The 22821-nt window shown below is 55.6% G+C and carries 26 protein-coding genes; 14 read left to right on the top strand and 12 right to left on the bottom strand.

The features are described 5' to 3' along the window. From AC3RPL_RS23630 to AC3RPL_RS23585, 10 genes are all read right to left on the bottom strand, one after another. The gene (locus AC3RPL_RS23630) at positions 1–225 is read right to left on the bottom strand and encodes a serine kinase (protein WP_034936520.1); all 225 of its coding nucleotides are present in this window, start codon (positions 223–225) and stop codon (positions 1–3) included. Positions 226–303: 78 nt separating this feature from the next. Continuing rightward, complete coding sequence (gene sctL / locus AC3RPL_RS23625) at positions 304–903, bottom strand: type III secretion system stator protein SctL (RefSeq protein ID WP_490741750.1); 600 nt, start codon at positions 901–903, stop codon at positions 304–306. Beyond that, positions 897–1487 carry a type III secretion system protein gene (locus AC3RPL_RS23620; protein WP_490741749.1) on the bottom strand — a complete coding sequence of 197 codons (591 nt, stop codon included), beginning with the start codon at positions 1485–1487 and terminating at the stop codon, positions 897–899. Before AC3RPL_RS23620 ends, sctL begins: the two co-directional genes overlap by 7 nt. After that, a complete protein-coding gene (gene sctJ, locus AC3RPL_RS23615; protein WP_034936525.1) occupies positions 1480–2259 on the bottom strand; it encodes a type III secretion system inner membrane ring lipoprotein SctJ in 780 nt (259 codons plus the stop codon). Before sctJ ends, AC3RPL_RS23620 begins: the two co-directional genes overlap by 8 nt. A gap of 6 nt (positions 2260–2265) precedes the next feature. Then, a complete protein-coding gene (locus tag AC3RPL_RS23610; protein WP_158150047.1) occupies positions 2266–2631 on the bottom strand; it encodes an EscI/YscI/HrpB family type III secretion system inner rod protein in 366 nt (121 codons plus the stop codon). A 65-nt stretch (positions 2632–2696) separates the two neighbouring features. After that, positions 2697–2933 (bottom strand): type III secretion system major pilin HrpA, encoded by a 237-nt coding sequence (locus AC3RPL_RS23605; protein WP_490741748.1) that lies wholly within the window; start codon positions 2931–2933, stop codon positions 2697–2699. Positions 2934–3185: 252 nt separating this feature from the next. Continuing rightward, positions 3186–4160: a sigma 54-interacting transcriptional regulator gene (locus AC3RPL_RS23600; protein WP_034936533.1), complete on the bottom strand. Its 975-nt coding sequence runs from the start codon at positions 4158–4160 to the stop codon at positions 3186–3188. A 361-nt stretch (positions 4161–4521) separates the two neighbouring features. Further along, positions 4522–5163, bottom strand: coding sequence for a response regulator (locus AC3RPL_RS23595; RefSeq protein WP_490741747.1), 642 nt, complete (start codon positions 5161–5163; stop codon positions 4522–4524). Positions 5164–5193: 30 nt separating this feature from the next. Further along, entirely contained in the window at positions 5194–6654 is a 1461-nt protein-coding gene (locus tag AC3RPL_RS23590) for a PAS domain-containing sensor histidine kinase (protein ID WP_490741746.1), read from the bottom strand. Between the two features lie 147 nt (positions 6655–6801). Then, positions 6802–7350 carry an RNA polymerase sigma factor gene (locus tag AC3RPL_RS23585; protein ID WP_088518175.1) on the bottom strand — a complete coding sequence of 183 codons (549 nt, stop codon included), beginning with the start codon at positions 7348–7350 and terminating at the stop codon, positions 6802–6804. 278 nt (positions 7351–7628) lie between these two features. Here AC3RPL_RS23585 and sctW point away from each other — a divergent pair, with 278 nt between their 5' ends. The 14 genes from sctW (at position 7629) to AC3RPL_RS23515 (ending at position 19532) form a co-directional block, all read left to right on the top strand. After that, positions 7629–8792, top strand: a complete 1164-nt coding sequence (gene sctW, locus AC3RPL_RS23580) for a type III secretion system gatekeeper subunit SctW (protein ID WP_261643660.1) — start codon at positions 7629–7631, stop codon at positions 8790–8792. After that, positions 8793–10946, top strand: coding sequence for a type III secretion system export apparatus subunit SctV (sctV, locus tag AC3RPL_RS23575; protein ID WP_490741745.1), 2154 nt, complete (start codon positions 8793–8795; stop codon positions 10944–10946). Continuing rightward, a complete protein-coding gene (gene sctD, locus AC3RPL_RS23570) occupies positions 10925–11851 on the top strand; it encodes a type III secretion system inner membrane ring subunit SctD (RefSeq protein WP_490741744.1) in 927 nt (308 codons plus the stop codon). The genes sctV and sctD overlap by 22 nt, the downstream gene beginning before the upstream one ends. Beyond that, the gene (sctN, locus tag AC3RPL_RS23565; RefSeq protein ID WP_490741743.1) at positions 11845–13206 is read left to right on the top strand and encodes a type III secretion system ATPase SctN; all 1362 of its coding nucleotides are present in this window, start codon (positions 11845–11847) and stop codon (positions 13204–13206) included. The genes sctD and sctN overlap by 7 nt, the downstream gene beginning before the upstream one ends. After that, the gene (locus AC3RPL_RS23560) at positions 13193–13636 is read left to right on the top strand and encodes a type III secretion system protein (RefSeq protein WP_490741742.1); all 444 of its coding nucleotides are present in this window, start codon (positions 13193–13195) and stop codon (positions 13634–13636) included. Before sctN ends, AC3RPL_RS23560 begins: the two co-directional genes overlap by 14 nt. After that, positions 13633–14112, top strand: a complete 480-nt coding sequence (locus tag AC3RPL_RS23555; RefSeq protein ID WP_034936554.1) for a type III secretion system HrpP C-terminal domain-containing protein — start codon at positions 13633–13635, stop codon at positions 14110–14112. The genes AC3RPL_RS23560 and AC3RPL_RS23555 overlap by 4 nt, the downstream gene beginning before the upstream one ends. Next, complete coding sequence (sctQ, locus tag AC3RPL_RS23550) at positions 14112–15128, top strand: type III secretion system cytoplasmic ring protein SctQ (protein ID WP_490741741.1); 1017 nt, start codon at positions 14112–14114, stop codon at positions 15126–15128. The genes AC3RPL_RS23555 and sctQ overlap by 1 nt, the downstream gene beginning before the upstream one ends. Beyond that, the gene (gene sctR / locus AC3RPL_RS23545; protein WP_034936559.1) at positions 15125–15778 is read left to right on the top strand and encodes a type III secretion system export apparatus subunit SctR; all 654 of its coding nucleotides are present in this window, start codon (positions 15125–15127) and stop codon (positions 15776–15778) included. Before sctQ ends, sctR begins: the two co-directional genes overlap by 4 nt. 7 nt (positions 15779–15785) lie before the next feature. Beyond that, positions 15786–16046, top strand: coding sequence for a type III secretion system export apparatus subunit SctS (sctS, locus tag AC3RPL_RS23540; protein ID WP_031590837.1), 261 nt, complete (start codon positions 15786–15788; stop codon positions 16044–16046). A 2-nt stretch (positions 16047–16048) separates the two neighbouring features. Next, positions 16049–16846 carry a type III secretion system export apparatus subunit SctT gene (gene sctT, locus AC3RPL_RS23535; protein ID WP_034936562.1) on the top strand — a complete coding sequence of 266 codons (798 nt, stop codon included), beginning with the start codon at positions 16049–16051 and terminating at the stop codon, positions 16844–16846. Between the two features lies 1 nt (position 16847). Beyond that, positions 16848–17930, top strand: coding sequence for a type III secretion system export apparatus subunit SctU (sctU, locus tag AC3RPL_RS23530; protein ID WP_034936564.1), 1083 nt, complete (start codon positions 16848–16850; stop codon positions 17928–17930). A 106-nt stretch (positions 17931–18036) separates the two neighbouring features. After that, complete coding sequence (locus AC3RPL_RS23525; protein ID WP_490741740.1) at positions 18037–18483, top strand: GNAT family N-acetyltransferase; 447 nt, start codon at positions 18037–18039, stop codon at positions 18481–18483. Between the two features lie 129 nt (positions 18484–18612). Then, positions 18613–18996: an acyl-CoA thioesterase gene (locus tag AC3RPL_RS23520; RefSeq protein WP_379890984.1), complete on the top strand. Its 384-nt coding sequence runs from the start codon at positions 18613–18615 to the stop codon at positions 18994–18996. A 293-nt stretch (positions 18997–19289) separates the two neighbouring features. Then, positions 19290–19532 carry a hypothetical protein gene (locus AC3RPL_RS23515; protein ID WP_490741739.1) on the top strand — a complete coding sequence of 81 codons (243 nt, stop codon included), beginning with the start codon at positions 19290–19292 and terminating at the stop codon, positions 19530–19532. Between the two features lie 261 nt (positions 19533–19793). Here the strand turns inward: AC3RPL_RS23515 and AC3RPL_RS23510 are convergent, their stop codons facing one another. Next, a complete protein-coding gene (locus tag AC3RPL_RS23510; protein ID WP_490741738.1) occupies positions 19794–22283 on the bottom strand; it encodes a type III effector HrpK domain-containing protein in 2490 nt (829 codons plus the stop codon). Positions 22284–22436: 153 nt separating this feature from the next. After that, positions 22437–22601 (bottom strand): hypothetical protein, encoded by a 165-nt coding sequence (locus AC3RPL_RS23505; protein WP_490741737.1) that lies wholly within the window; start codon positions 22599–22601, stop codon positions 22437–22439. Positions 22602–22821 lie beyond the last annotated feature (220 nt).

Here is a 22821-nt window from a genome sequence, read left to right as displayed (position 1 = left end):
TCAGTTGATCTCGTTAATGATGGCTTTCGCCAGCCCGTGCTTTACCGTCAGCTCCTGGCTGGCAGCCCAGCTGGCGTTGGACAATCCCATGCTGGCCTCAAAAAAAGCGAAACTGTCAGCCTGACTGTATCCCTCACTGGCATTCATGGTGGCATCGTCGAGTTGGTTTTGCGCCCGGTCAAACTGGCTGTCCAGACGGTGTTGCAGCGCACTGAGTGATGACATAGTTAAACTCTCTTATTGAGTGGACCTGTCATTGAGTGGCGTGGCGCGCGCGCGGGTTCCGTAGTGAAGCGAAGATTTTTACAGCAATGCTGACTCGCTTTGAGGCGGGAGCAACTGGCGTACCGCCTGCTGCCAGTCGAGGTGTAATTCACCCTGTGCGGTGACCAGTTTCAGGCTGTCAGCGGCAAGGGTTTCATCCGGTTGCAGTTGCCAGCTGAGATGGGAATGCGTGGCTAACCAGTCAGCAATCGGCTGTTGTTGTGACGGGTGACAGCAGAGGCTGGCCTGCTCGGCCTGCATTTTGTCGCGCAGCAGCTGCCGTAACAGCGCGCTGAGCCGCTGGGGTTCGGGCACCTCGGTCAGAAGCTGTCCCAGCGCCTGCGCCAGCACGCCGTCCATCACCGCCAGTACCTCTGATTCAATCTGCTGTTGCTGCTGCCGCCAGTCCGCTAACAGGCTGTCGGCCTGCTGCCAGAAATCCTGTTCAGCGCGCTGCTGTGCGCGCAGCTTACAGGCTTCCGCCTCCTGTTCAGCGGCGGCGAGGATCGCCTCTGCCTGCTGCTGTGCCTGCCGCAGAATATCCTCGCCCTGCTGCTGTATCACCAGCATGGCCTGCGAAATCACCGGGGCCAAATCGTCAGCGCCATTCAGCAGGGTGATTCTTTTGCGCGTCAACATAGTGGCTCCTGTGAGGCATACCATAAAACCGCCTGCCAGAGCGGTAACAGACGCGGCGGGAAGGCGTCAGGCTGTGGAAGCGATTCCATTCTGCGCACCTGCTCCGCCGGGAAAGCCAGCCGCATCCGTGGCCAGCTGCCCGGACCAGCGCGTAAACGCAGCAGCCACAGGCCGTTAATATCGCCGTCGTTAACCGGTAAACCTTCGGCTTCCGTCAGCCAGAGTCCTGGGCGCATCGCCTGAGCGATACGGCGGCACCAGCGTTGTTGCTCCGGCAACAGCAGCGCCTGGGTACAATCCCGCCAGCACACTTCTGCCGCCAGCCGCAGTGCCAGCTGGCGCTGTGCCTCCGGAAGATCCCGCCACGCCAGCAGTTCGTTGTCCGGCGCACTGACCACCGGACTCAGTTGCAGCTGCTGACAGATAACAGGATGGTGAGTCCGGGCCAGCGCCGCCAGGCGGGTATCATCCAGTTGATAAAATTCTGCCTGACGCCAGCTGGCATCGGCGCTCAGCCAGCATTCGATGCACCACCAGCGCAGCCAGCGCAGGGCGGCTTCATCGACCGGAGGCATTTCACTCATCTTGCGCTTCCGACTGCGACTTCTTGCCCTGACGAAGGCGTTTCAGATGCGGCCAGCCGAATACCCCGGCCACCACCAGCAGGATCAGCCCGCCAATCATGCCGCTCAGCCAGCTCAGTTGGGCAGAGCGCTCTGGCGTGACCATAAACGGGCCGAAAGAGACTTCCGGCGGCTTATCCTGATAGGTTTCAGCCGGAACAAAGACAATCGCCAGATCTTTGTCTGCCCGTCCTGCCAGTCCGGGCAGGCTGCTGGCGACCATCTGCCGGATACGAGGCTCGATCACATCGGGATCGAGGTCCGGACGGTATTTAATAAACACTGCCGCACTGGCGGGTTGCACTGGCTCACCCGGCGCGACGCGCTCCGGCAACACCACATGCACCCTGGCAACAATCACCCCGTCAATCTGACTGAGGGTGGCTTCCACTTCCTGCGACAGGGCATAAATGTAACGTGCCCGCTCTTCCAGCGGCGTGGAGATAACACCGTTTTTCTGGAACACTTCGCCCAGATTGGTACGCGCCGGACGTGGCAGACCAGCAGCGTCCAGAATATGCACGGCGCGGTTTAATTCAGCGGCATCCACCAGCACGGTGATCCCGTCTTTGTTGGTACGTTTTTCAGCCTGGATGTGATAACGCCCCAGCTCCGCCGCAACTTCGTTGGCGTCGTTTTCTGTCAGGCCGTGATTCAACTCGACCTGGTCATTACAGCCGAGCAACAGGAATACCGGCAGTAAGAGCAGTAACTTGAAAGATAATTTAGCCATAGGGAGTTACTGCAAGTTGGTGAGTTTTTCCAGACTCTGGACGCCTTTGCCAACCAGTTTTGCGTTGAGCAGGCTTTCCAGATAGTAGGAGGACAATGTACGGTTAGCATCCATCACAGTGCGGGAATCCAGACTGCGCGACGCTTTCGCCAGTGCCCTGTCAGCCTGATTAGACTGGCCGCTGGCCGCATCTGTCAGACTGGTGAGTTTGTTAATCCAGGATTGGTTGTCCTGGGTGTCCGCCTTTTTTTCAGGCGCCTGTAATGCTGCGCTGAACCAGGAAGCATCTGCCGTGTTGCCGGCAACAGAACTGAGGTCATTATCCCCGGTACTGATGGCTAAAGAGGGGGCGTTTCCGCTATTGATTTTCATGGCTCGTCCTCATCGTCAGCAAAAAAAACCGGGCGAAGGTGCTATACCTGCCGCCCGGTCACAAATCAGAACTGAATGGCTTTCGAGGCGTTGTGACCAGAGTTGATCTCTTTAGTCGCGGAGTCCATTTTTCCATCTAGGATAGAGTTCTGAGTATCCAGCTTCATTTTTGAAGCCTGAGCATTAGCAGAATCAGTCAGTGAACTGCCCATTGCATTTTCCAGCGTTTTCGATGCTGAAGAGCTTGCTCTAGTCAGTGAACTTCCGCCGAGGGTGGTAAAGCTGCTAAGAAGACCGCTCATATTAATCTCTCCAATTGTTTAGGTTTTTTTGTGCCCTGGAACATCACACAATGTTCGTATATTAGGTGGAGAGACGTCTGTATCGGTTCCAGGCTGGTGCCAGTTTTTTTCATTTTTTTTTGCGTTATTTTCACAACCTGCGTTGGCGGTGCAGTTTAACTGCCTTTTTCCCGCAGAATGGGGAGCGCACACGTTTGCTTATACGGGGATTTTCCGCCGACCCGGAGCGTTCCGGGCCGATGGAACAGGAGGTTATTGGGCGATAATGCGGTTGGTGGCGACGTTGAGTAGTTTAATGCGGTGATAGAGCGTGCGTAACGGCATCCCCAGCTCCTGGGCTGCATCATCAATGCTGTGACCATGGCGTACCAGACAGTCGTGGATCAGACTTTTTTCGATACGGCGCATCATCTCTTTCAGCTGTGGCCGCTGCTGATCGCCTTCGCCGGGGAGGTTAAGTGGCGGTAATCCCAGCGCGAAACGCTCAGCGGCCGCTTTCAGCTCACGGATATTGCCCGGCCAGCTGTAGCTGAGCAGCGACTCGTAGTGCTCCTGGGTCAGTTCCGGCGGAATGCATTGCAAGGCACAGGCCGCTTTGTCGGTGAACTGCCGGAACAGCGGGATGATCATTTCAATGCGTGAACGCAGTGGCTGTAACTGAATATTGACCGTATTGAGGCGGAAGTAGAGGTCGCGGCGGAAGGTGCCCCGCTCAACCAGTGTGAGTAATGGCGTCTGGGTTGCGACAATAACCCGCATGTCCACCGGCGTAAAACGGGTGCCACCCAGACGCTCAACGCCACGGTTTTCCAGTACGCGCAACATTTTGGCCTGTAACGACAGGGGCATACTGTCGATTTCATCGAGGAACAGAATGCCGTTATTCGCTTCTTCAACATAGCCTGCACGCGCCTGTCCTGCGCCAGTATAAGCACCGTTGTTGATACCAAAAAGCTCACTTTCCGCCAGCGTTTCCGGTATTGCCGCGCAGTTAACCGCTACCAGTTTTCCGGGGCAGCCAGAAAGTTGGTGAATTTTTCGTGCCAGAGTGTCTTTGCCGGTGCCGGTTTCCCCCTCCAGGACTAAATCAATTTTCAGCGGCGCAACGGTTTTAATCATCGCCGCCAGCGAATCGTGGATATCAATGGGTTGCTCTTCTGTCAAAGAGATGTGCTCCCCCTGTTCCGGCCATGACCGAAACGAGTGCTCACTATTCCTGGTATTCATAAAAAGTTACCCCTGCCCTATCCATTATTTTATTTAACGTCACTCACATTCACAGCAATGTTACAGTTATTGTATCGGTAACAATTAATTACAATTGCGACCTTATTATTTACTGTCAGCTTACACTGCCAGATAAGAATGGCCCATGCTAACGTTAAGAAACCATCATCATATGCTGAAGATTAAGTAAGGGATTTTCAGGGTTTCGGGTAGGGATCGCCTTACTTCTGGTCAGTAAAATGGTAGCGCTTACACACCGCAGCCATTTTATTGATTTGAAAAATAAGGAGATTTTTTTTGCGATTCTGAAGAGAATGAACAGCTACGACAGGTACTACCAGACAGCAATATAGGAGCAATCCTACGCGATCAGTCGGTGACTGATAGCATATTTCACGATATCGGCATTGGTGGTGAACATCATTTTGTCCATTAAGCGCGATTTATGGGTGCTGACGGTTTTGTTGCTGATGGCCAGTGCCTCAGCGATGTGGTTCACCCCTTCGCCGCGTGCCAGCATCAACATAATCTGCATCTCGCGCGCCGTCAGGCGCTCGTGCAGCACTTCGCCTGCCTGGGTGTATTCATCAAAGACAATCTGCTCGGCCAGTACATGGTCGATAAAACGCTGTCCACGCGCCACGCGATGGATGGCCGCCAGCAGCGTCTCGGGATCATTGTCTTTGGTGATATAGCCCAGCGCACCGCATTTCAGTACCCGGCGCGCAATTTGTGGTTCGCTGTACATAGTCAGAATTAAAATGGGCAGCTTGGGATATTGCAGGTGGATACGGGTGATCAAATCCTCACCACATAATCCAGGCATACTCATGTCCAGCAGCAGTAAATCAACCTGCTCACTGCGCAGGCCTTCCATCACCTGCGTGCCATTGCCCGCTTCAGCCACCACCACCAGACATTCGTCCAGCGAAAATATTTGTTTCAGCCCCTCACGCATGATGACATGGTCATCCACTACCATCAGGCGAATATTATTATCCATTGTACGATTCCAAATCCTCAATATTAGTGGTCACCTGTGGTTCAGTGGAATAGTCAGCGTTACCCTCGTCCCCACGGATGGGTGACTCTCAATTTCCACATTGCCCCCAAGCATCCGGCCCCGTTCTCTCATACCCATCAGGCCAAACGCATTGTCTTTACACTGATCGCAGTCAAAACCACGACCGTTGTCACGCACCGTCAACACCACGGAATTCGTGTGGCGAACAATCAGGATGATCACCTCGCTGGCCTGCGCGTGACGCGAAATGTTGGTCAGGGATTCCTGCGCCACACGAAAGGCCGCCGTCGCCTGCTCGTCATTCAGCCTTACTTCCTGTTCCGGGGCGATAAGCCGGCAGCAGCAGCCCATATGGCGGCTGATAAACTCATCACGCAGCCACTCCAGCGCCGGGGTCAGTCCCATATCCAGCACGTTTGGCCGCAGCCGCGTAGCAACGTTACGCACCACCTGAATGGTTTTATCCGCCAGCCCCATCAGATGCACCACCCGCTCATGCAGCAGCGGATTGTCCTTGCTGAACTGAATACGCAGCAGTGAAATGCCCATCCTCAGCGAGGTCAGATGTTGTCCCAGCTCATCATGGATCTCACGCGCGATGCGTTTACGTTCCTCTTCGCGGGAGACTTCACGCTGTCTGGCGAGCAGCCGCAGACGCATATGCGAATCTTCCAGCTTCTTCTCGGCATAATGAATTGCGGTGATATCGCGGCCAACCACCATCACCGACACCAGATTGCCGTGCTGGTCAAATTCAGGCACACAACGGGTATGGTTAATCACGGTTCCGCCAGTAAGTGGACTGTCGGACTCAACCAGTTCCCCCTCAGCCTCAATTTGCGTACTGACCACCTCTTTAATCAGACGTTCGATATGTCCGACACAGGAGAGATCCCCCAGCAGTTCACGCAGGCTGCGCCCGCGTAACTCTTCGGCCGACAGATGCAGATGACGCAATGCGGCCGGATTGGCGTACTGACATTTCAAATCGGTGTCAAAACGCACCACCATATCGGGTGAGTTCTCCACCAGAACGCGGAATTCCTGTTCCCGTACATGAGCCATCTGCTCAAGATGTTTGCGCTCTCTGATATCCTTTACCACGCACATGCTGTAATTGCTCTCTTCATAAACAAAAGGATTGGAACTGACCTCAACCGCGATCATCTCGCCTTGTTTGCTTTTGTGATAGGTTTCGAAGGTGAATGATCTGCCGCCGCTCTGTTCCCGCACCCGCTTCCACATGGCGAAGATATCGTCGATGGTCCATGCCGGATCAATATCGGAGACGGTCATATTCAGCAATTCTTCGTTGCTGTAGCCAAGCATGCGGCACGATTCATCATTGACGTAAAAGAAGCGGGTATCACTGTCTATCAGATAGACCGCGTCTCGTACCATGTTCAGTGCAAACTCGACCAATTTGAGCGGTTCATCACTGGTTTTTAAATGTCGCTCGGAAAATTGCATCTCGTCTCCTTTAAGTAAACATCGTTTACCCGTACTGGCGGCACATCTGCACGCAGGCAGAGTGACATCGAGTGAGTGTCCGGACAGCACAACAGGACACGCTGCAAATCACTTTACGATTTAGTGGATTTTTCGTCCATCCTGCTTTCAGGAAAATACTGACTGTTTTAACGATACGCGCACCCGCGACAGGCGCGAACGTACCGTACCAATGGGAATGTTCAAATCTTCGGCGATATCCTGATAGCTGCCGTCCTTCTCCACCAGCATACTCAGCAGGTGGCGGGTATCTTCCGGCAATACGGCAATCGAATTCAGCGTGGAGTTCAGGATGCGTTGATGTTCGGTGATCTGGCTGGGATCGTCGCCATGCGCCAGCACAATATCATCTTCCAGCTCGTCATAGCGCGGGCGGCCGGATTGCATCCGGAAATGGTTGCGCACTAAATTCAGGGCAATGCCAAACACCCAGGTTTCTGGCCGCGAGGCACCGGCAAACTTGTCACGATTACGAAACACTTCCAGCCAGGTCATCTGTACCAGATCTTCTGCATCTTCCCGGTGGGAAACACGCTTACGGATAAAATGGTGTACGCGTCGGCCATGCTCACGAAAAATCCGCTCCCAGTCGATGTTCATCGGAACAACATTATTGACTGACAACTGTTCGGTGTTCTGCAAGTGAATTTCTGACATAACAAGCTCCGTTACTTTACCCATTGATGCCCCAGCGGCTCAATGGCTATAGCAAGGCCTGTGCCAGGCGAAAAATAATTTATAATTAATTGAGATTATTAAATTATTTATTTTCACCCTGTCATTTTCTGGCAATTTCTTGCCAGGGATGTCGGGGGGAATTTGCAACTCTTTGCAAAGCCCGGTTTGGACTTTTTAAGAAGGCAAAATCATCAGGGAACCGCAGCGCCAATCACGCCACACACTTGCAACAGCTCTCATATTTGAGGTTCGCCAGGATGAAAATTGCTCCCGTTATACCCGGCATTCAACCGACGCTGCCGGTAGCCGCCAGCGTGGTGGATGATGTTCTGCCGCCGGTCAGTATTGCGCCCTCATCGGCGGGTGCATCATCACGTATGCCCACCTCTCCGCTGGAAGACTCGATGGAAGAAGTCTCGATGACCTTCGCGGAACACGTTGAGCGTAAAAGCAAGGCGTTGAATCAGCGGAAAGTGGTGGCACAGCCGGGTAGCCGGGCAATGCAACATATTGAACGCATTGAGAAGTTAGACGAGCTGATGAAGCTGCTGGAGCACCCGCAGCATGCCCAGCTGGAAACCCTGAATCAGAAGATGCAGACCCTGTTGCAACGCTCGCCCTCTCCGCATCTGGATGAGCTGCTGGAAGCCGCAGGCCATGACCCTGTGCGCTGTGACGTGGTGTTACGTCACACCCTGGTCCAGGCGCAGCGGGCGCAAAACACCGAACTGGCCAGCAGCGCAGTACAGAGTCTGGAGATGCTGCATAAGGAAAAAGGCGCCGAAGTCAGCGCCGGGCTGAATACCGCCAGCGCCATTGCCAGTTTCAGTACCGATCCGACCCAGAAACAGGCCATGCGCCAGCTCTACTATCAAACCATTGTCCACCTGCAATCAGGTAACGCGATGCTGGATGCGCTGCTGAACAGCTTTGGCAGCGTGCACTTTAATCAGGGATTACGCACCTTACAGCGCGCCTTGTCGGACGATCTTGCCGCGCGCAGTTCTTCCATCCCACGACGCGCGCTGCAAAAAATCCTCGCCAGCCTTCAGGATGCGGGCAATATCAGCCAGACGCTGACCGCCAGCAAAATTTTGCTCAAACGGCTGGGCGGCAAGCTGCCGGACGTCAACTTCAGCCCGTTGGAGCTGACCCGCCGCCTGCTGAATCTGAGCGGCAACGGTGCTTACCTGCGCGATCTGCAAAACCTCTCGCGCGATGTGGCCGGTCAGCAACCCCATCACCAGGTGCTGTTTCTTAGCGGGCTGGTGCCGCTGGTCTACCACCTGCCGCTGGGACTGTGGCGGGATGATAAAAGTAAAAACCGCCAGATGGCGTTAAATCTGCTGCGCACGGTGATCAGCGAATACGCTGCACATGAGCCGCGCGCCACTCTGTCACAACCCAGGGCGGCGTTATAAATGAGTTCTCTGTTTGTCTGGCTGAACCGTCTCGCCATCAGTGCGATGCAGCGCTCGGAAGTAGTGGGTGCCACCATTGTCATGTCGATTGTCTTCATGATGATCATCCCGCTGCCTACCGGCCTGATCGACGTGCTGATCGCGCTGAATATCTGCATTTCCTCGCTGCTGATCGTGCTGGCGATGTATCTGCCGAAACCGCTGGCCTTCTCGACGTTTCCGTCGGTGCTGCTGTTAACCACCATGTTCCGCCTGGCGCTGTCGATCTCCACCACCCGACAGATTCTGCTGCAACAGGATGCCGGTCATATTGTTGAAGCCTTTGGTAATTTCGTGGTTGGCGGCAATCTGGCGGTCGGTCTGGTTATCTTTTTAATCCTGACCGTGGTGAACTTTCTGGTGATCACCAAGGGCTCGGAGCGTGTGGCAGAAGTGGCCGCGCGTTTCACCCTTGATGCGATGCCGGGCAAACAGATGTCGATTGACAGTGACCTGCGTGCAGGACTGATTGAAGCGCACCAGGCGCGTCAGCGCAGGGAAAACCTGGCAAAAGAGAGCCAGCTGTTTGGTGCGATGGATGGCGCCATGAAGTTTGTCAAAGGGGATGCGATTGCCGGGCTGGTGATTGTGTTTATCAATATGATCGGCGGCTTCGCTATTGGCGTGCTGCAAAATGGCATGGACGCCAGCGCGGCGATGCATATCTACTCGGTACTGACCATCGGTGACGGCCTGATCGCCCAGATCCCGGCGCTGCTTATCTCACTGACCGCCGGGATGATCATCACCCGCGTGTCGGCTGACGGTCAGCAGGTGGATGCCAACATTGGTCGCGAAATTGCCGAGCAGCTGACCAGCCAGCCGAAGGCCTGGATTATGTCTGCCGCCGGGATGCTGGGCTTTGCCCTGCTGCCCGGCATGCCCACGGCGGTCTTTATTGTGATTAGTGCCGTGGCGCTCGGCAGCGGTTTGTTTCAGCTGTGGCGCACCAAACAGGAAACCACCCAGCAGGAGGCCAGCCAGCGCCAGGCGCAGCAGCTGGCCCCGGAGGAGAACGGTAATCAGGATTTGCGTCGCTTTAACCCGACCCGCGTCTATCTGTTGCAGTTCAGTCAGAGCCATCAGAACAGTGAAGCGTCCACGGCACTGATCCAGAATATCCGTCGGCTGCGTAACCGGCTGGTTTACCACTTTGGCTTTACCCTGCCCAGCTTCGACATTGAATTCTCGCCGATGCTGGCTGATGACGAATTCCGCTTCTGCGTTTATGAAATCCCGCTGGTCACCGCCACCTTTGCCGTTGAACATCTGGCGGTAAGAAAAAACAGCTTTGACGCCTGGCTCAGTGAACAGGCTGACGGTGCTGAGCATCCCATGATGCAGGGCGTGGCGGAGCGCGATGAAACGCACTGGTGCTGGCTGCCGCCTGACCATCCGCTGCTGCAACAGGATGACCAGCGGATGTGGAACGCCAGCGACCTGATTATGCTGCGCATGGAGCAGGCGATTCATCAGAGTGGATCGCAATTTATCGGCTTGCAGGAGAGCAAATCGATCCTCAACTGGCTGGAGAGCGAACAGCCGGAGCTGGCGCAGGAGCTGCAACGTATTATGCCGCTGTCGCGTTTTGCCGCCGTACTGCAACGGCTGGCCTCCGAACGCATGCCATTGCGTTCCGTGCGAACCATTGCGGAAACGCTGATCGAGCACGGCCAGCATGAGCGTGACAGCGCTGCGCTGACCGATTTCGTACGTATCGCACTGAAAGAACATATCTGCCACCAGTATCTGCAACCCAACGGGCTGGATGTCTGGCTGCTGACCCCGGAAACCGAAGAGCTGCTGCGTGACTCCCTGCGCCAGGCCCAGAGCGAAACCTTCTTCTCGCTGGCCCAGGATTACGGCATCAGCCTGCTGCATCAGATGCGCCAGGCCTTCCCGGCTTATGACAATAATCAGGCGCTGATCCTTGTCGCCCAGGATTTACGCAGCCCGCTGCGCGCGCTGCTGAAAGATGAGTTCCACGCCGTGCCGGTCCTGTCCTTTGCGGAATTAACCAGTAATGTTGCCATCAATGTGCTGGGACGGCTCGATTTACAACAGTCACCGCCAGACCTCCAGGAAAATGACTCATGCATGAATTACGCGTACTGACCGGGCTGCATCGCGGTGCAGCGTTGCCCCTGAGTGGCGAACAATGGTGGATAGGTGCCGCAGAGGATGCCGATCTGGCCCTGTACGACCCGGGGATCAAAGATCGCCACTGCCAGCTTCTTAAAACCGTGCAAGGCTGGGTGGTAAAGGCACTGGAGGGACCGCTGAACGACAATGAAGGCCAGCGGTGTGAAGAACTGAGCAACCTGCAACCGGGGACGGCTTTCGCCATCGGCCATATCTGGCTGAGCATCGTCAGCGCCGCCACGCCGTGGCCGGAAGAAGCCAGTGAGCCGCTAGCGGCAGAAGAAGCCCCGGTGCTGGCTGAACCGGCGGTAACGGCCGCTGCGGAGACCGCCCCGGCGGTGGTGACGCAGGAGAAAGAGCCGCTGCCGTTCTGGGCAAAAGTGATTTATGCGGTGCTGATCCTGCTGCTGGTGATGATGCTGGGAAGCTGGCTGCTGAACGCCAGCGTGGCCTCGCCTTCTGCGCCCCCTGCCCCGGGTAAACCGCAGCTGAACAGCGTGGGGCGCACGCGGCAGATCATCAACAGCATGCTGCTGGATCGCGGGCTGGAAAAACAGGTTGCTGTCGCTTCGGACAACAATAGCCTGACGTTAAGCGGCAACCTCTCCGACGACGATAATCAGCGTCTGCAACGCATAATGCGCACCTTCTATCACCACTATGATGTACGCCTGGCCATTCATAACAAGGCCAGCACCGTCAGCGCAAAACTGCCGTTTAACATCGTGCAGATCACCAGCGGCACACACGCCAATATCGTCACCGACGGCGGCCAGCGCATATTTATTGGCGATGAAGTTGACCAGCTGCGCCTGGTGGCGATTAACAGCGACAGCATTGAATTTGCCGGACGCGAAAACATCAGGGTGAAGTGGTAATGAGCGCGCTACGCCAGCAGCTGGCGCAGTGGGAAGAGCAGCAGCAGCGCCTTGGTCGCTATGCGCCGGTCAGGCGCTACGGTCGGGTGACCGGCATCAGCGGGATCCTGATCGAATGCAGCCTGCCCGATGCGCGCATTGGCGATCTGTGCCGTATCCTGCGCAGCGACGGCGGCAGCGTCCTCTCTGAGATTGTCGGTTTCAGCCCGCAGAAAATTCTGCTGTCGGCGCTGGGCGCGCTGGACGGTATTTCTCAGGGGGCGATCATTATTCCGCTCTATCTGCCGCACAGTATCTGCGTCAGCGACCAGCTGCTGGGCAGCGTGTTGGATGGCTTTGGTCGGGCGCTGGAGCCAGGCGGATGCAGCGCGTTTGCCGAACCGGGCAGCGCGGTCCGGTCGGTGCCGGTGCTGAACGATGCCCCGCCGCCTACCGAACGCCCACGCATCGACACCCCGCTACCGACCGGGCTGCGCGCCATTGACGGGCTGCTGACTATCGGTACGGGGCAGCGGGTAGGCATTTTCGCCGGGGCGGGCTGTGGTAAAACCACCCTGCTGGCAGAGCTGGCGCGTAACACGCCGTGCGATGCCATTGTTTTCGGACTGATTGGCGAACGTGGCCGTGAACTGCGCGAATTTCTCGATCACGAGCTGGATGATGAGCTGCGCAGTCGCACCGTGCTGCTGTGCGCCACCTCTGACCGCAGCAGTATGGAGCGCGCCAGAGCCGCGTTTACCGCCACTGCGATTGCCGAAGCGTTTCGTGCCGAAGGCAAAAGCGTGCTGCTGATTGTCGACTCCCTGACCCGTTTTGCCCGCGCCCAGCGCGAGATTGGCCTTGCTCTTGGCGAACCGCCGGGACGTGGCGGGCTGCCCCCGTCGGTTTACACCCTGCTGCCACGGCTGGTGGAGCGGGCGGGACAGACCCGCCAGGGGGCCATTACCGCGCTCTATTCGGTGCTGATTGAGCAGGACTCGATGAACGATCCGGTGGCTGATGAAGTCCGCTCGCTGATTGACGGCCATATCGTGCTCAGCCGCCGCCTGGCTGAACGTAACCACTACCCCGCCATTGATATCCTTGCCAGCCTCAGCCGAACCATGAGCAACGTGGTGGACCGCGAGCATATGATGCAGGCCGGACGTATTCGCAGCCTGATGGCGGCCTATAAGCAGGTGGAGATGCTGATCCGACTGGGAGAGTATCAGCCGGGCAACGACATCCTGACCGATGCCGCCGTCAATGCTAACGACGTGATTAATCACTATCTGCGCCAGTCAATGCGCGCCCCCGACCCGTTAGAACATATTCTCAGTCAACTTGCCGAGGTCAGCGCCCATGCCCCTGATTGAAGATGAGCTGGAACAACAGGACAGCCAGCTGGAAAGCCTGCAACAGGCGCTGAATGTGCTGATGCCAATCCGCCGCCAGCGTCTGAGTCGTGCGCAACGCCAGCAACGTCAGCATCAGACACGGCTGGCCGAGGCGCAGGCACAGCAGCAGGCAGAAGAAGAACAGCTGGTGCAGGACCAGCAGCACTATCAGTTGCAACGCGAACGCCTGCAACAGCAGCAATCCTCAAGGGAAAAACTGACCCGCCATGTCAACAATGAGCTGAGCGCCTTACAGGCGGTGGGTCAGCAGCAGCAGCAGTGTCAGCAGGCGGAACAGAGCTGTCATCAGGCCGCTTATGCGCTGGAACAGGCGACAGAATGGACGCGTGAGCAGCAAAAAGCGGTAGAGAAGCTGGAATATTTATCGGAACACCTGGAGGACGCGTGAAGAATACCAATACAACGGGATACCCGGACCGGGTGCCATCCCCTCAGCGCCAGGCTCAGCCGGATGAGCGCTATCGCGAGCGTATCCCGGCAACCCGCCTGCGTCAGCAGGAAAGCAGAGAGTCGCTGAGCGCGCTGGGTTCGCTGTTTTTTGCCAGCACCACCGAATTTATGCCTGAGCACCAGACGGTACAGGATGAAGCCCCCTCGCCGGACTGGCAGCAGCTGCACGAGGAGTTGCACGAGCGCATCGCCAACAATGCCGACGAGGATTGCGCCTTTACGCTGCTGTTGCCGGAGGCCGGTGAAGTCGATGTCACGCTGGCCCGTGGTCAACCGGCGGGCTGGGAGATTTCACTGCGTTTTTCGCCGCAGGTCTGGCGTCAGTGGCAGCGCCGGGAAATCCTCTGTCGCCGTCAGTTAAGTCAGTCGCTTAACGCCCCGGTACGGCTGAAAATTGAGCAGGGAAGCGCATAATGAGTGAGGTCACCCGGCTGCATTTTCCCCGTTTCACCCGCACGGCGGTCCGCTCACAGAACCTGCTGGCACGCGCGCACTGCTTTCCTTTCACTCTCGGTGACGAAGCCGGTGAGCTGTATCTGCTGCCGGGCGAGGCATCATCCCCGGCAACCTTCAGCCACTGGCGCTGTGCGCTGGGCCACTTTTCGCTGGCAGACGCCACACCGGTGCTTAATCTACTGTCGCTGTCGCCTTTCAGCGCCCTGCACAGCCTCTGCGCTGAGGATGAATGGCAGACAATATTATTTAATCAGTACCTCAGTCCGGAACTGGCGCGCTTATTTGGCGACATAACAGTAAGTGACGTGCAGGAACAGCATGAATTATGCGCCAGACTTCATGTCCGGCTGGGTGAGCGTCATGCAGAGTGCCCGCTACAGCTAAGCCATTCAGGGCTGGCACACTGGCTGAAGCAACCCGGCTGGCAGAAGAGCCACAGCACGCTGCCAGATACGCTGGTTTACAGCCAGCAGCTGGTTCTGGGGCGCATTACCCTGCATACGCCGCAGTTGCAGGCGTTGAGCGCAGGCGATGTGCTGGTTCCTCCGGTCAGCTATTTCACCCCGGAAGGTCAGGGCAGCCTGATCCTCGCCGGGCAGCAGTTACACGGCGAATTGCAGTTGCCTCACCACTTTTTGCTTACTCATATGGAGAGTACCGCCTTGGATCCTTATGCTGCTGATGAATTTGACGCTGTGTCCCAGCCTGAAACGCTTACCACCGATGAGAATACGCAGCTGGCCTCGCTGCCGCTGTCGCTGGAAGTGCGCTGTGGCCGTACCCGACTGACGCTGGGCGAACTGCAACAGTTACAGGCAGGCAGCGTACTGACGCTTGATAATGTGACGCCCGGCGAGGCCGGTTTGTACCACGGCGATACGCTGATCGCACACGGTGAGCTGGTGGATGTGGAAGGCCATCTTGGATTACAACTGACCCGGCTGCTGCTGACCTCGCAGCAGGAGGCCGGATGAATACCGAACAGTTCGATCCGATGACCTTTGCCCTGTTCCTTGGGGCATTGTCACTGATCCCGATGCTGATGATCGTCTGCACCTGCTTTTTGAAAATCTCGATGGTGCTGTTGATCACCCGCAATGCGATCGGTGTGCAGCAGGTGCCGCCGAACATGGCGCTGTATGGCATTGCGTTGGCGGCAACGCTGTTTGTGATGGCCCCGGTATTTAACCAGATGCAGCATCAGTTCAGCCAGGCTCCCGCCGATTTATCCAGTATGGATAACCTGAAAACCAGCGTCACCAACGGGGTGGCCCCGTTGCAGAAATTTATGACCCACAATACCGATCCGGACATCCTGATCCATTTGCAGGAAAACAGCGTGCGGATGTGGCCGAAAGAGATGTCGGACAACGTCAGCAAAGACAATCTGCTGCTGGTGATCCCGGCCTTCGTGCTGTCGGAATTGCAGGCCGGATTTAAAATCGGGTTCCTGATCTATATCCCGTTTATCGTTATCGACCTGATTGTCTCTAACGTACTGCTGGCACTGGGTATGCAGATGGTGGCCCCGATGACCCTGTCGCTGCCGCTGAAGATGCTGCTGTTTGTGTTGATTAATGGCTGGACCCGCCTGCTGGACGGCTTATTTTACAGTTACCTCTGAGGCAAGCATGGAAATACTGAATCTGTTCAAACAGGCGATGCTGCTGGTGGTACTGCTCTCCGCTCCGCCGCTGCTGGTGGCGGTGATTGTCGGGGTGCTGGTGTCATTGTTACAGGCGGTGATGCAGTTGCAGGATCAGACCCTGCCCTTTGCCATTAAGCTGGTGGCAGTGGGCATCGCGCTGGCGCTGAGCGGCCGCTGGATCGGCGTTGAGCTGCTTGAACTGGCCCAGCAGGCCTTCGCCATGATCCCACAGACCGGGGCATAGCAATGGCTAACGATGCCATCCACACCCTCTATCAATACCTGTTTGCCCTGACGCTGGGCACCGCGCGCATCTACCCCTGTCTGATTCTGGTTCCGGTATTTTCATTCAATATCCTGAAAGGCATGGTGCGCACCGGCGTAGTGCTGGCGCTGGCGCTGGTTCCGGCGCTGGGTTTACAGGCGCAGCTGGCGGTGCAGATGCCTGACTGGCCGCAGCTGATCGCGTTGATCCTGAAAGAGGTGGTGATTGGTATCCTGCTGGGGCTGATTATCGGGATGCCCTTCTGGCTGTTTCAGTCGGTGGGGGCACTGTTCGATAACCAGCGTGGCGCCCTGATTGGTGGCCAGCTCAACCCGGCGCTGGGCAGCGATGTCACCCCGCTCGGCCTGCTGCTGCAACAGACGCTGATTTTGCTGCTGATCCTTGGCGCGGGTTTAAGCGGCGTCACCCAGATTATCTGGGACAGCTACCGTATCTGGCCGGTGATGCAGTGGTTGCCGTTACCGCATCAACAGGGATTTGAGCAGTATCTGAGCCTGCTGGCCGACACCTTCAGCCATATCATCATTTACGCCGGCCCGCTGGTGGCGCTGCTGCTGATGTTGGATTTCAGTATCGCCATCCTCAGCCTCTACAGCCCGCAGTTGCAGGCGTTTGTGCTGTCCGTTCCGGCGAAATGCCTGGTCGGCCTGCTGTTTTTTGTGCTGTATATCCCCACGCTGAATGCGCTGGGAGAGGGACGTCTGGAACTGCTGCCCGATCTGAGCAAGATGATGCCACTGCTGCTGGGAGGTCATTAGCATGTCGGAAAAAACGGAAAAACCCACGGCGAAAAAGCTTCAGGATGCGCGTCGTAAAGGTCAGGTTCCGCAAAGTCAGGACGTTCCCAAACTGCTGATTTGCGCCGGGGTGGTGGAAACGGTGCTGGCGCTGGATGACGTCGGGATGCAGAAGCTCCAGGCACTGATGATGTTGCCGCTTGCACGCCTTAATCAACCTTTTGAGCTGGCGCTGAATGAAGTGGTCGGCAGCGCGCTGGTGCTGGTTGCCACCTTTTGCGGCCTGACGGTGGCGGTGGCGGCGCTGCTGCGTATTATCGGCGGCTGGGTGCAGTACGGCCCCCTGTTTGCCCCGGAAGCGCTGAAGCCCGATTTCAACCGACTTAACCCGATCAATCAGTTCAAGCAGATGTTTTCGGTTAAAAAACTCACCGATATGCTGAACAGCATCCTTAAAGCAGCCGCCATCTGTACCATTTTCTATCTGGTGCTGACGCCGGATCTCGAATCCCTTTCCCGGCTGGCTTACGGCGATCTGGACAGCTTCTGGCCTGCGGTAGAGGTGATGCTGACCCGCGTGTCACGTCAGACGCTGATGACGCTGCTGGTGCTGACCATGCTGGACTTTGGCCTGCAAAAATATTTTTTCCTCAAGCAGCAGCGGATGAGCCATCAGGATATTCGTGACGAGCACAAACAGTCCGAGGGCGATCCGCATATGAAAGGCCACCGTCATGCGGTAGCGCATGAGTTGCTGAACGCCCCGGCGGCCCCGGTAAAAAGCAAACCGGTCGAGGAGGCCGACCTGCTGCTGGTCAACCCCACCCACTATGCGGTGGCGCTCTATTACCGTCCGGAGCTGACGCCGCTGCCGCGCATTATCTGTAAAGGCGAGGATGGGGATGCCAAAGCGCTGATCGCCAGGGCGCAGAAAGCCAATATCCCGGTGATCCGCTTTATCTGGCTGGCACGAACGCTTTATCGTTCTGAGGAAGGCCAGATGATCCCCCGTCATACGTTGCAGGCGGTGGCGCAGGTTTATCGGGTGCTGCGTGAGCTGGACGATCAGATAACCGATGAGGTGATCGAGCTGGAAGCGGAATAGCGGGAACTTTTGTCTGTCGTACACCACCTATATGCTGAATGAGTCGGGCAGAGAGCCTGAAACATGCCGGGTCAAACCACAGCATATTGTGTAAGGAACATGGCCAATGAATATGATAATGACCGCCACACCCCACCCTGACGATGTTAATCAAATCCGCCAGAAACTGATGGCGTTCAATGCACAACATGTTGATGTTGGGCAGATAAAAGATATCGCCGTTTTTCTCAATGACGCTGAAGGCAACAAAATCGCCGGCCTGCTCGCCGTCACCTGGGGGAACTGGATGCATATTCATTTTTTGTGGGTCGATGAGGCGCTGCGCAGAACCGGTCATGGGGCCAGGCTGTTTCAGGCCGCCGAGCAGGAAGCTATCGTACGTGGCTGTCAGCGCGTTTGTGTCGATACCTTCAGTTTTCAGGCGCGGGAGTTCTATGAGAAGCAGGGCTACCGGCTGCAAATGACGCTGGAGCAGATGCCGCAGCATCATCGCCAGCATTATCTGGTTAAGCAGCTGGACGCTGCCAGCTGTGCGCTTTCCACCACGAATTAATCGCATCCGGACGCAGTCAGTGTGAAAACGGGTAGCGCGCAGGAACCGCAGCGTACATGCAGTACGTGAGGACTCCCGGCACTGCCCGGAGTCAGAATGACAAGAAAACCAGCCTGAGGGACAGGAACTATGTTTTGCAAACACTACACCGTCGACCCAAACCATGTTGATTTTCAGGGCGTGGTCGATGGTCTTTACTACCCGTTCTATCTGGAATGGGCACGCCATGCTTATATGGCTGAAGCGCTGGGACTGGATCTTGAAGAGGAATTTAAACAGGGGCGTATTCATATGCTGCTGGAGTATACCCTCAGCTTCAAAAAAAGCCTGAAGGCAGGTGACGAGCTGGTGGTGACCTGTCAGCCGGTAAAAAACGAAAAACGCAGCCGGGTGAATTTTTTCCAGCAGATTCTGGTTAACGATGTGGTGTATGCCGAAGCAACCTTTACCGCTACCTGTCTGACCAATGGCCGCCCCGGCGTTCCTGCCAGCCTTGCGGCTATCCTCGAATAATCTGTACTGTATACGGGCGCATCCGCGCCTGTATTCATCGTGAAAGATCAGCCAGTCATTAAGCCACGCTACCATTCTAATCCTTGCATTCAGGCCGTCATACAGCACTACGCTCTCTGAGTTTACCCGGCGATCTCACCCCGGTTTTGTCATTCCGTCCGGCATAGCAAAATTCAGACTCCCCTTGACTGAAAGCCTGTTTTTATCGGTTTTTGATATTTTTCCTCGCCGTTTTTTATCAAAGTTAATTTTCATAAAAAAAATGCTTACCAACTCGATAACCAGGAGATTTTATGAAAATAGCGAATTATTTATGCGCACATTTATTTCACAGTAGCAAGGCTGCTTTAAGGCTGACAATGACTGATACAAAATACCTTCCCATGGCGGAAGACATTATTTCAATAAAAAACCAGCATGCACACAAGCGACTTATGAAAGAAGGGGGCAGTGCAAATAAATACTTCAGGTTAAATTATAAAATCATGAAATATGAAAGTTTTTTGGAAAAAAAATTCATATATTACTCACGGTAGTAATGCCAGAAATGAAGAGATCGCTTTTGTCGATAAAGTCACAGGGGAGACGGTAATAAAAAAGAAATTTTATATTAACCACCAGGCTGATCAGGGTATTTCACCGCAGAGTTACAGAAATTTCAGTTCAAATAATTAAAGCATTTTTAGTTGCATGAAAAACATGGATGCGCCACAGCGATGTGCAAAAAATATAACGTATAAAAGACGTTAAGTTATTGCACATTGACTGTGGATCATATGTCAGATGTACCAGACATTTTAGTGCGCTTTCGGAATACCAAACTGATCCAGTACCGGATCAACGTTATGATCAAAGCGCTTCTGCTCTTTGTGCTTATTGACCGCGCTGACGATAGAACTGATGCCAAAACCAATCGCTATCGCGCCATCAACCACCCAGCCCACCGGACCGGCTGCGGCACCAATGGTGCTGGCTGCGGCCATCGCCGTGCCTTCTCCGGCAACCATCCCGACCGCACGTCCGGCCGCCATACCCGCCATACGACCAAAGCTGGCGGTGGCTTCGCGCCCGGTGCTCTTCAACGCAGTATCCACGCCCAGTTTAGCCAGTTCGCTACTGCCATGGACACCGTCGTAGATCGCTTTCGCGGCCCCGGCTTTGTTGCCGCTTGCCAGCATGCTGGATACGGAGAACAGCCCGGCCACCCCGGCTGCGCTGCTCATGCCGGTTTTCATCAGCCCTTTCATGCCGGTAGCGGGACCATCTTTATTCAGCGCTTTGTCTACTGAACTCAGCATCTCTTTACCGCTCATTTTTTTCACATCGCCAGAGAGCAGGCCAGCCTGCTTCAGAGTTTTCAGCATAGCCACTCCTCTCTTACCCACCTTCAGTGAATCCATTACCGCTTCGGTATAGCCGTCCTGCTTCAGGTTCGTCACTTCCTTTGGCAGAACCGATTCATACAGTGATTTTTTCATATCGGAGAGCTGAAGGATTTGCTGGGCATCGGCATGTTTGCCCTTGATGTTGTCTTTGACGTAGCCGCCCTGAGCAATCTGTTGCTGAAAAGAGGTGTTCAGTTGCTCGCTCAGCCCCGGTTGTCTGGCCACCACCTCTTTCGCCGTCGGCACGCTGTCACCACGCAGTGAATGCTGCAAACTCAGTTCATCTGTCAGCCCCTGAAGTGCATCGCTGTAATCCGGCGCAGACTTTTTATCCTTCTGTCCCGCCTGAATGCGCTGCATGTCGTCGCTGAGGGTTTTGCCTGAGGCCACCTCGCCATAACGCTGATCGAGCGCCTGACGCAGTCCCTTATCACCGTTAATCAGCGCTTTGCTCTGGGCCGGAACCGCCTTGTTCAGATAGGTATTCACCGCCGGATCTTTTTGTAGCTGATCGATCTTTTCGTTCAGTGCCTGTTCTGTTTTTGTGGTGTTGCGCAGGCTGCGCCCGGCCTGCACCGTTTTCAACGTCTGTTGCAGCTTAACCATCACCGCCGCTTTTTCTGCACCACTGTATTTATCAGGGTGGTCAAACACATCTTTATTCAGCCGACTGGTGTCAACATTGGCAGTGGCATTTACCAACGCCGCCTGATTGATCAACTGGGCAAAATCGCCCCCGTTGGTGGGTGCCTGTTTTTTAATCCAGTTATCAATATTTTTATTGCTGAAGCGACTGTCAGGACCGTGCTCGGCCAGTTTCTTTCCGGTGACACCGCCCTGATCAAGCTCGGCAAGCAGCCCAGGCGAGGAGAAACTGCGGGCAGCCTGACGCAGGGAACCGGACAGCCCTGGATTCTGTTTCACCAGGTTATTCAGGTCGTCAGCCGACATATCCTTACCGGCTTTACCGTTTTCCAGTCCCGCCACCCGCAATATTGGGCCATTGGCACGCAGCATTGCCGCCTCTGCCACCATCTGGCGGGAGCCTTCATCGGCATTCGGGTTCTTTTTCAGGTAGTCGGAAATGTCTTTATCCGCGGCATCCTGCGCTTTGTTCATCCGTGAAATAAAGCCTTTGTAATCGTCTTTGGTGACTTTGCCGTCCGGATTATCGCCATGTTTACCTGCATCAATGGCGTTTTTCAGCGCCGGATTGGCATCGATATAGGCCTGTGCCCGCTGCGCATCCGGGCCGCCGTCCAGTACCATTTGCGCGGCGGCCATCGGACGATTGAGCTCCTTTTCTGCCTGCAAACGTTGATCGGCTGGCAGGTTAGCCACCATCGGCTCCCATTTTTTCAGTTTATCCGGGGAGGAGAGCGGTGAGTTATCAAGAAAATCTCCCGAATGGTCCGCGCTGGCGACCTGACCTGAGGCCGAAGTCGTCTGCCCGCTGGTGGGTGCTACCGGCGCAGATACCGTTGAGGTCGGCTGGGCGGCTGCCGCCGCCGTGGCTGTCGGCGCTTCGTCGGTTGAACCTGCGGCGGTGGTGGTCGGCGCTGTGCCCGTGGTGCTGCCCGCGACAGCACCTGCTGACGGATTCGCAGTGCTGGTTGTCTGGCTGGTTTTGCCGGGCGCCGCAGGGGTACTGCCCTGCGGCGATTGTCTCAGAGCGGCAGGTGCTTTCGCTGCATCCCCTCTTTGCGCCACAACTGCCTGCAAAATAGAGCGGATCATCCCGGAAAGAGTTAACGCAACCGCAACATCCTGCTGCATTCCAGGCATAGCGCCAAACTGGATATTCTGACCCGCTGGCGTTTTAACCGCCGTCTGCTGCGAGGTTGTTTCAGGCGAAATAAGTGAGTTCTGACTGAATGATGATGGTGTTGACGAAACGCGCATGCTGACTTCCCCCAATAAAAAGGCCGTGTCGCTTACCACGGCGACAAAATTTCTTTACCGGGTTTATGTTGCCTGCTGTGAGACTGGGTTCCCGAAAAAATCTCATTCTGCTCTTTCCGGGACTTTATGCTGTGCCTGACTCAGGTTGTGGATTTAATAACCAGCCGGGCCGTTATTCATACTGGCCTGTCGCCACCCTGTTGGCATCGAGTGGCTTTCCGCCAGCGTATCCTGAAGCCGGAGAGTGATAAGTGATTCTGCTGCGTGACGGAAAGCGTTGCCGACTGTCGGAGAGCGGAGATGATGATTTAATGTCATGCTAAGTCCGGCGAAAAGTGAAAATTCTGGCCCCCATAGGTACACAGGGCACAGGGTCCGCTTAGCGCCAGCAAATTGTTCAAAAAAAATAATAACTTCACGTTAGTAACATGTTGATAAATATCACCATTTACCTTTTCTTCGGCCATATTTTAATTTCCCGGCACCATGTTCTGTATGCAGATTTAATGGTACTGTGAGCGCACGCCTGAATAACCGG

Source organism: Erwinia papayae, assembly GCF_058241465.1.
This window is presented reverse-complemented; position numbering and strand designations above follow the sequence as displayed.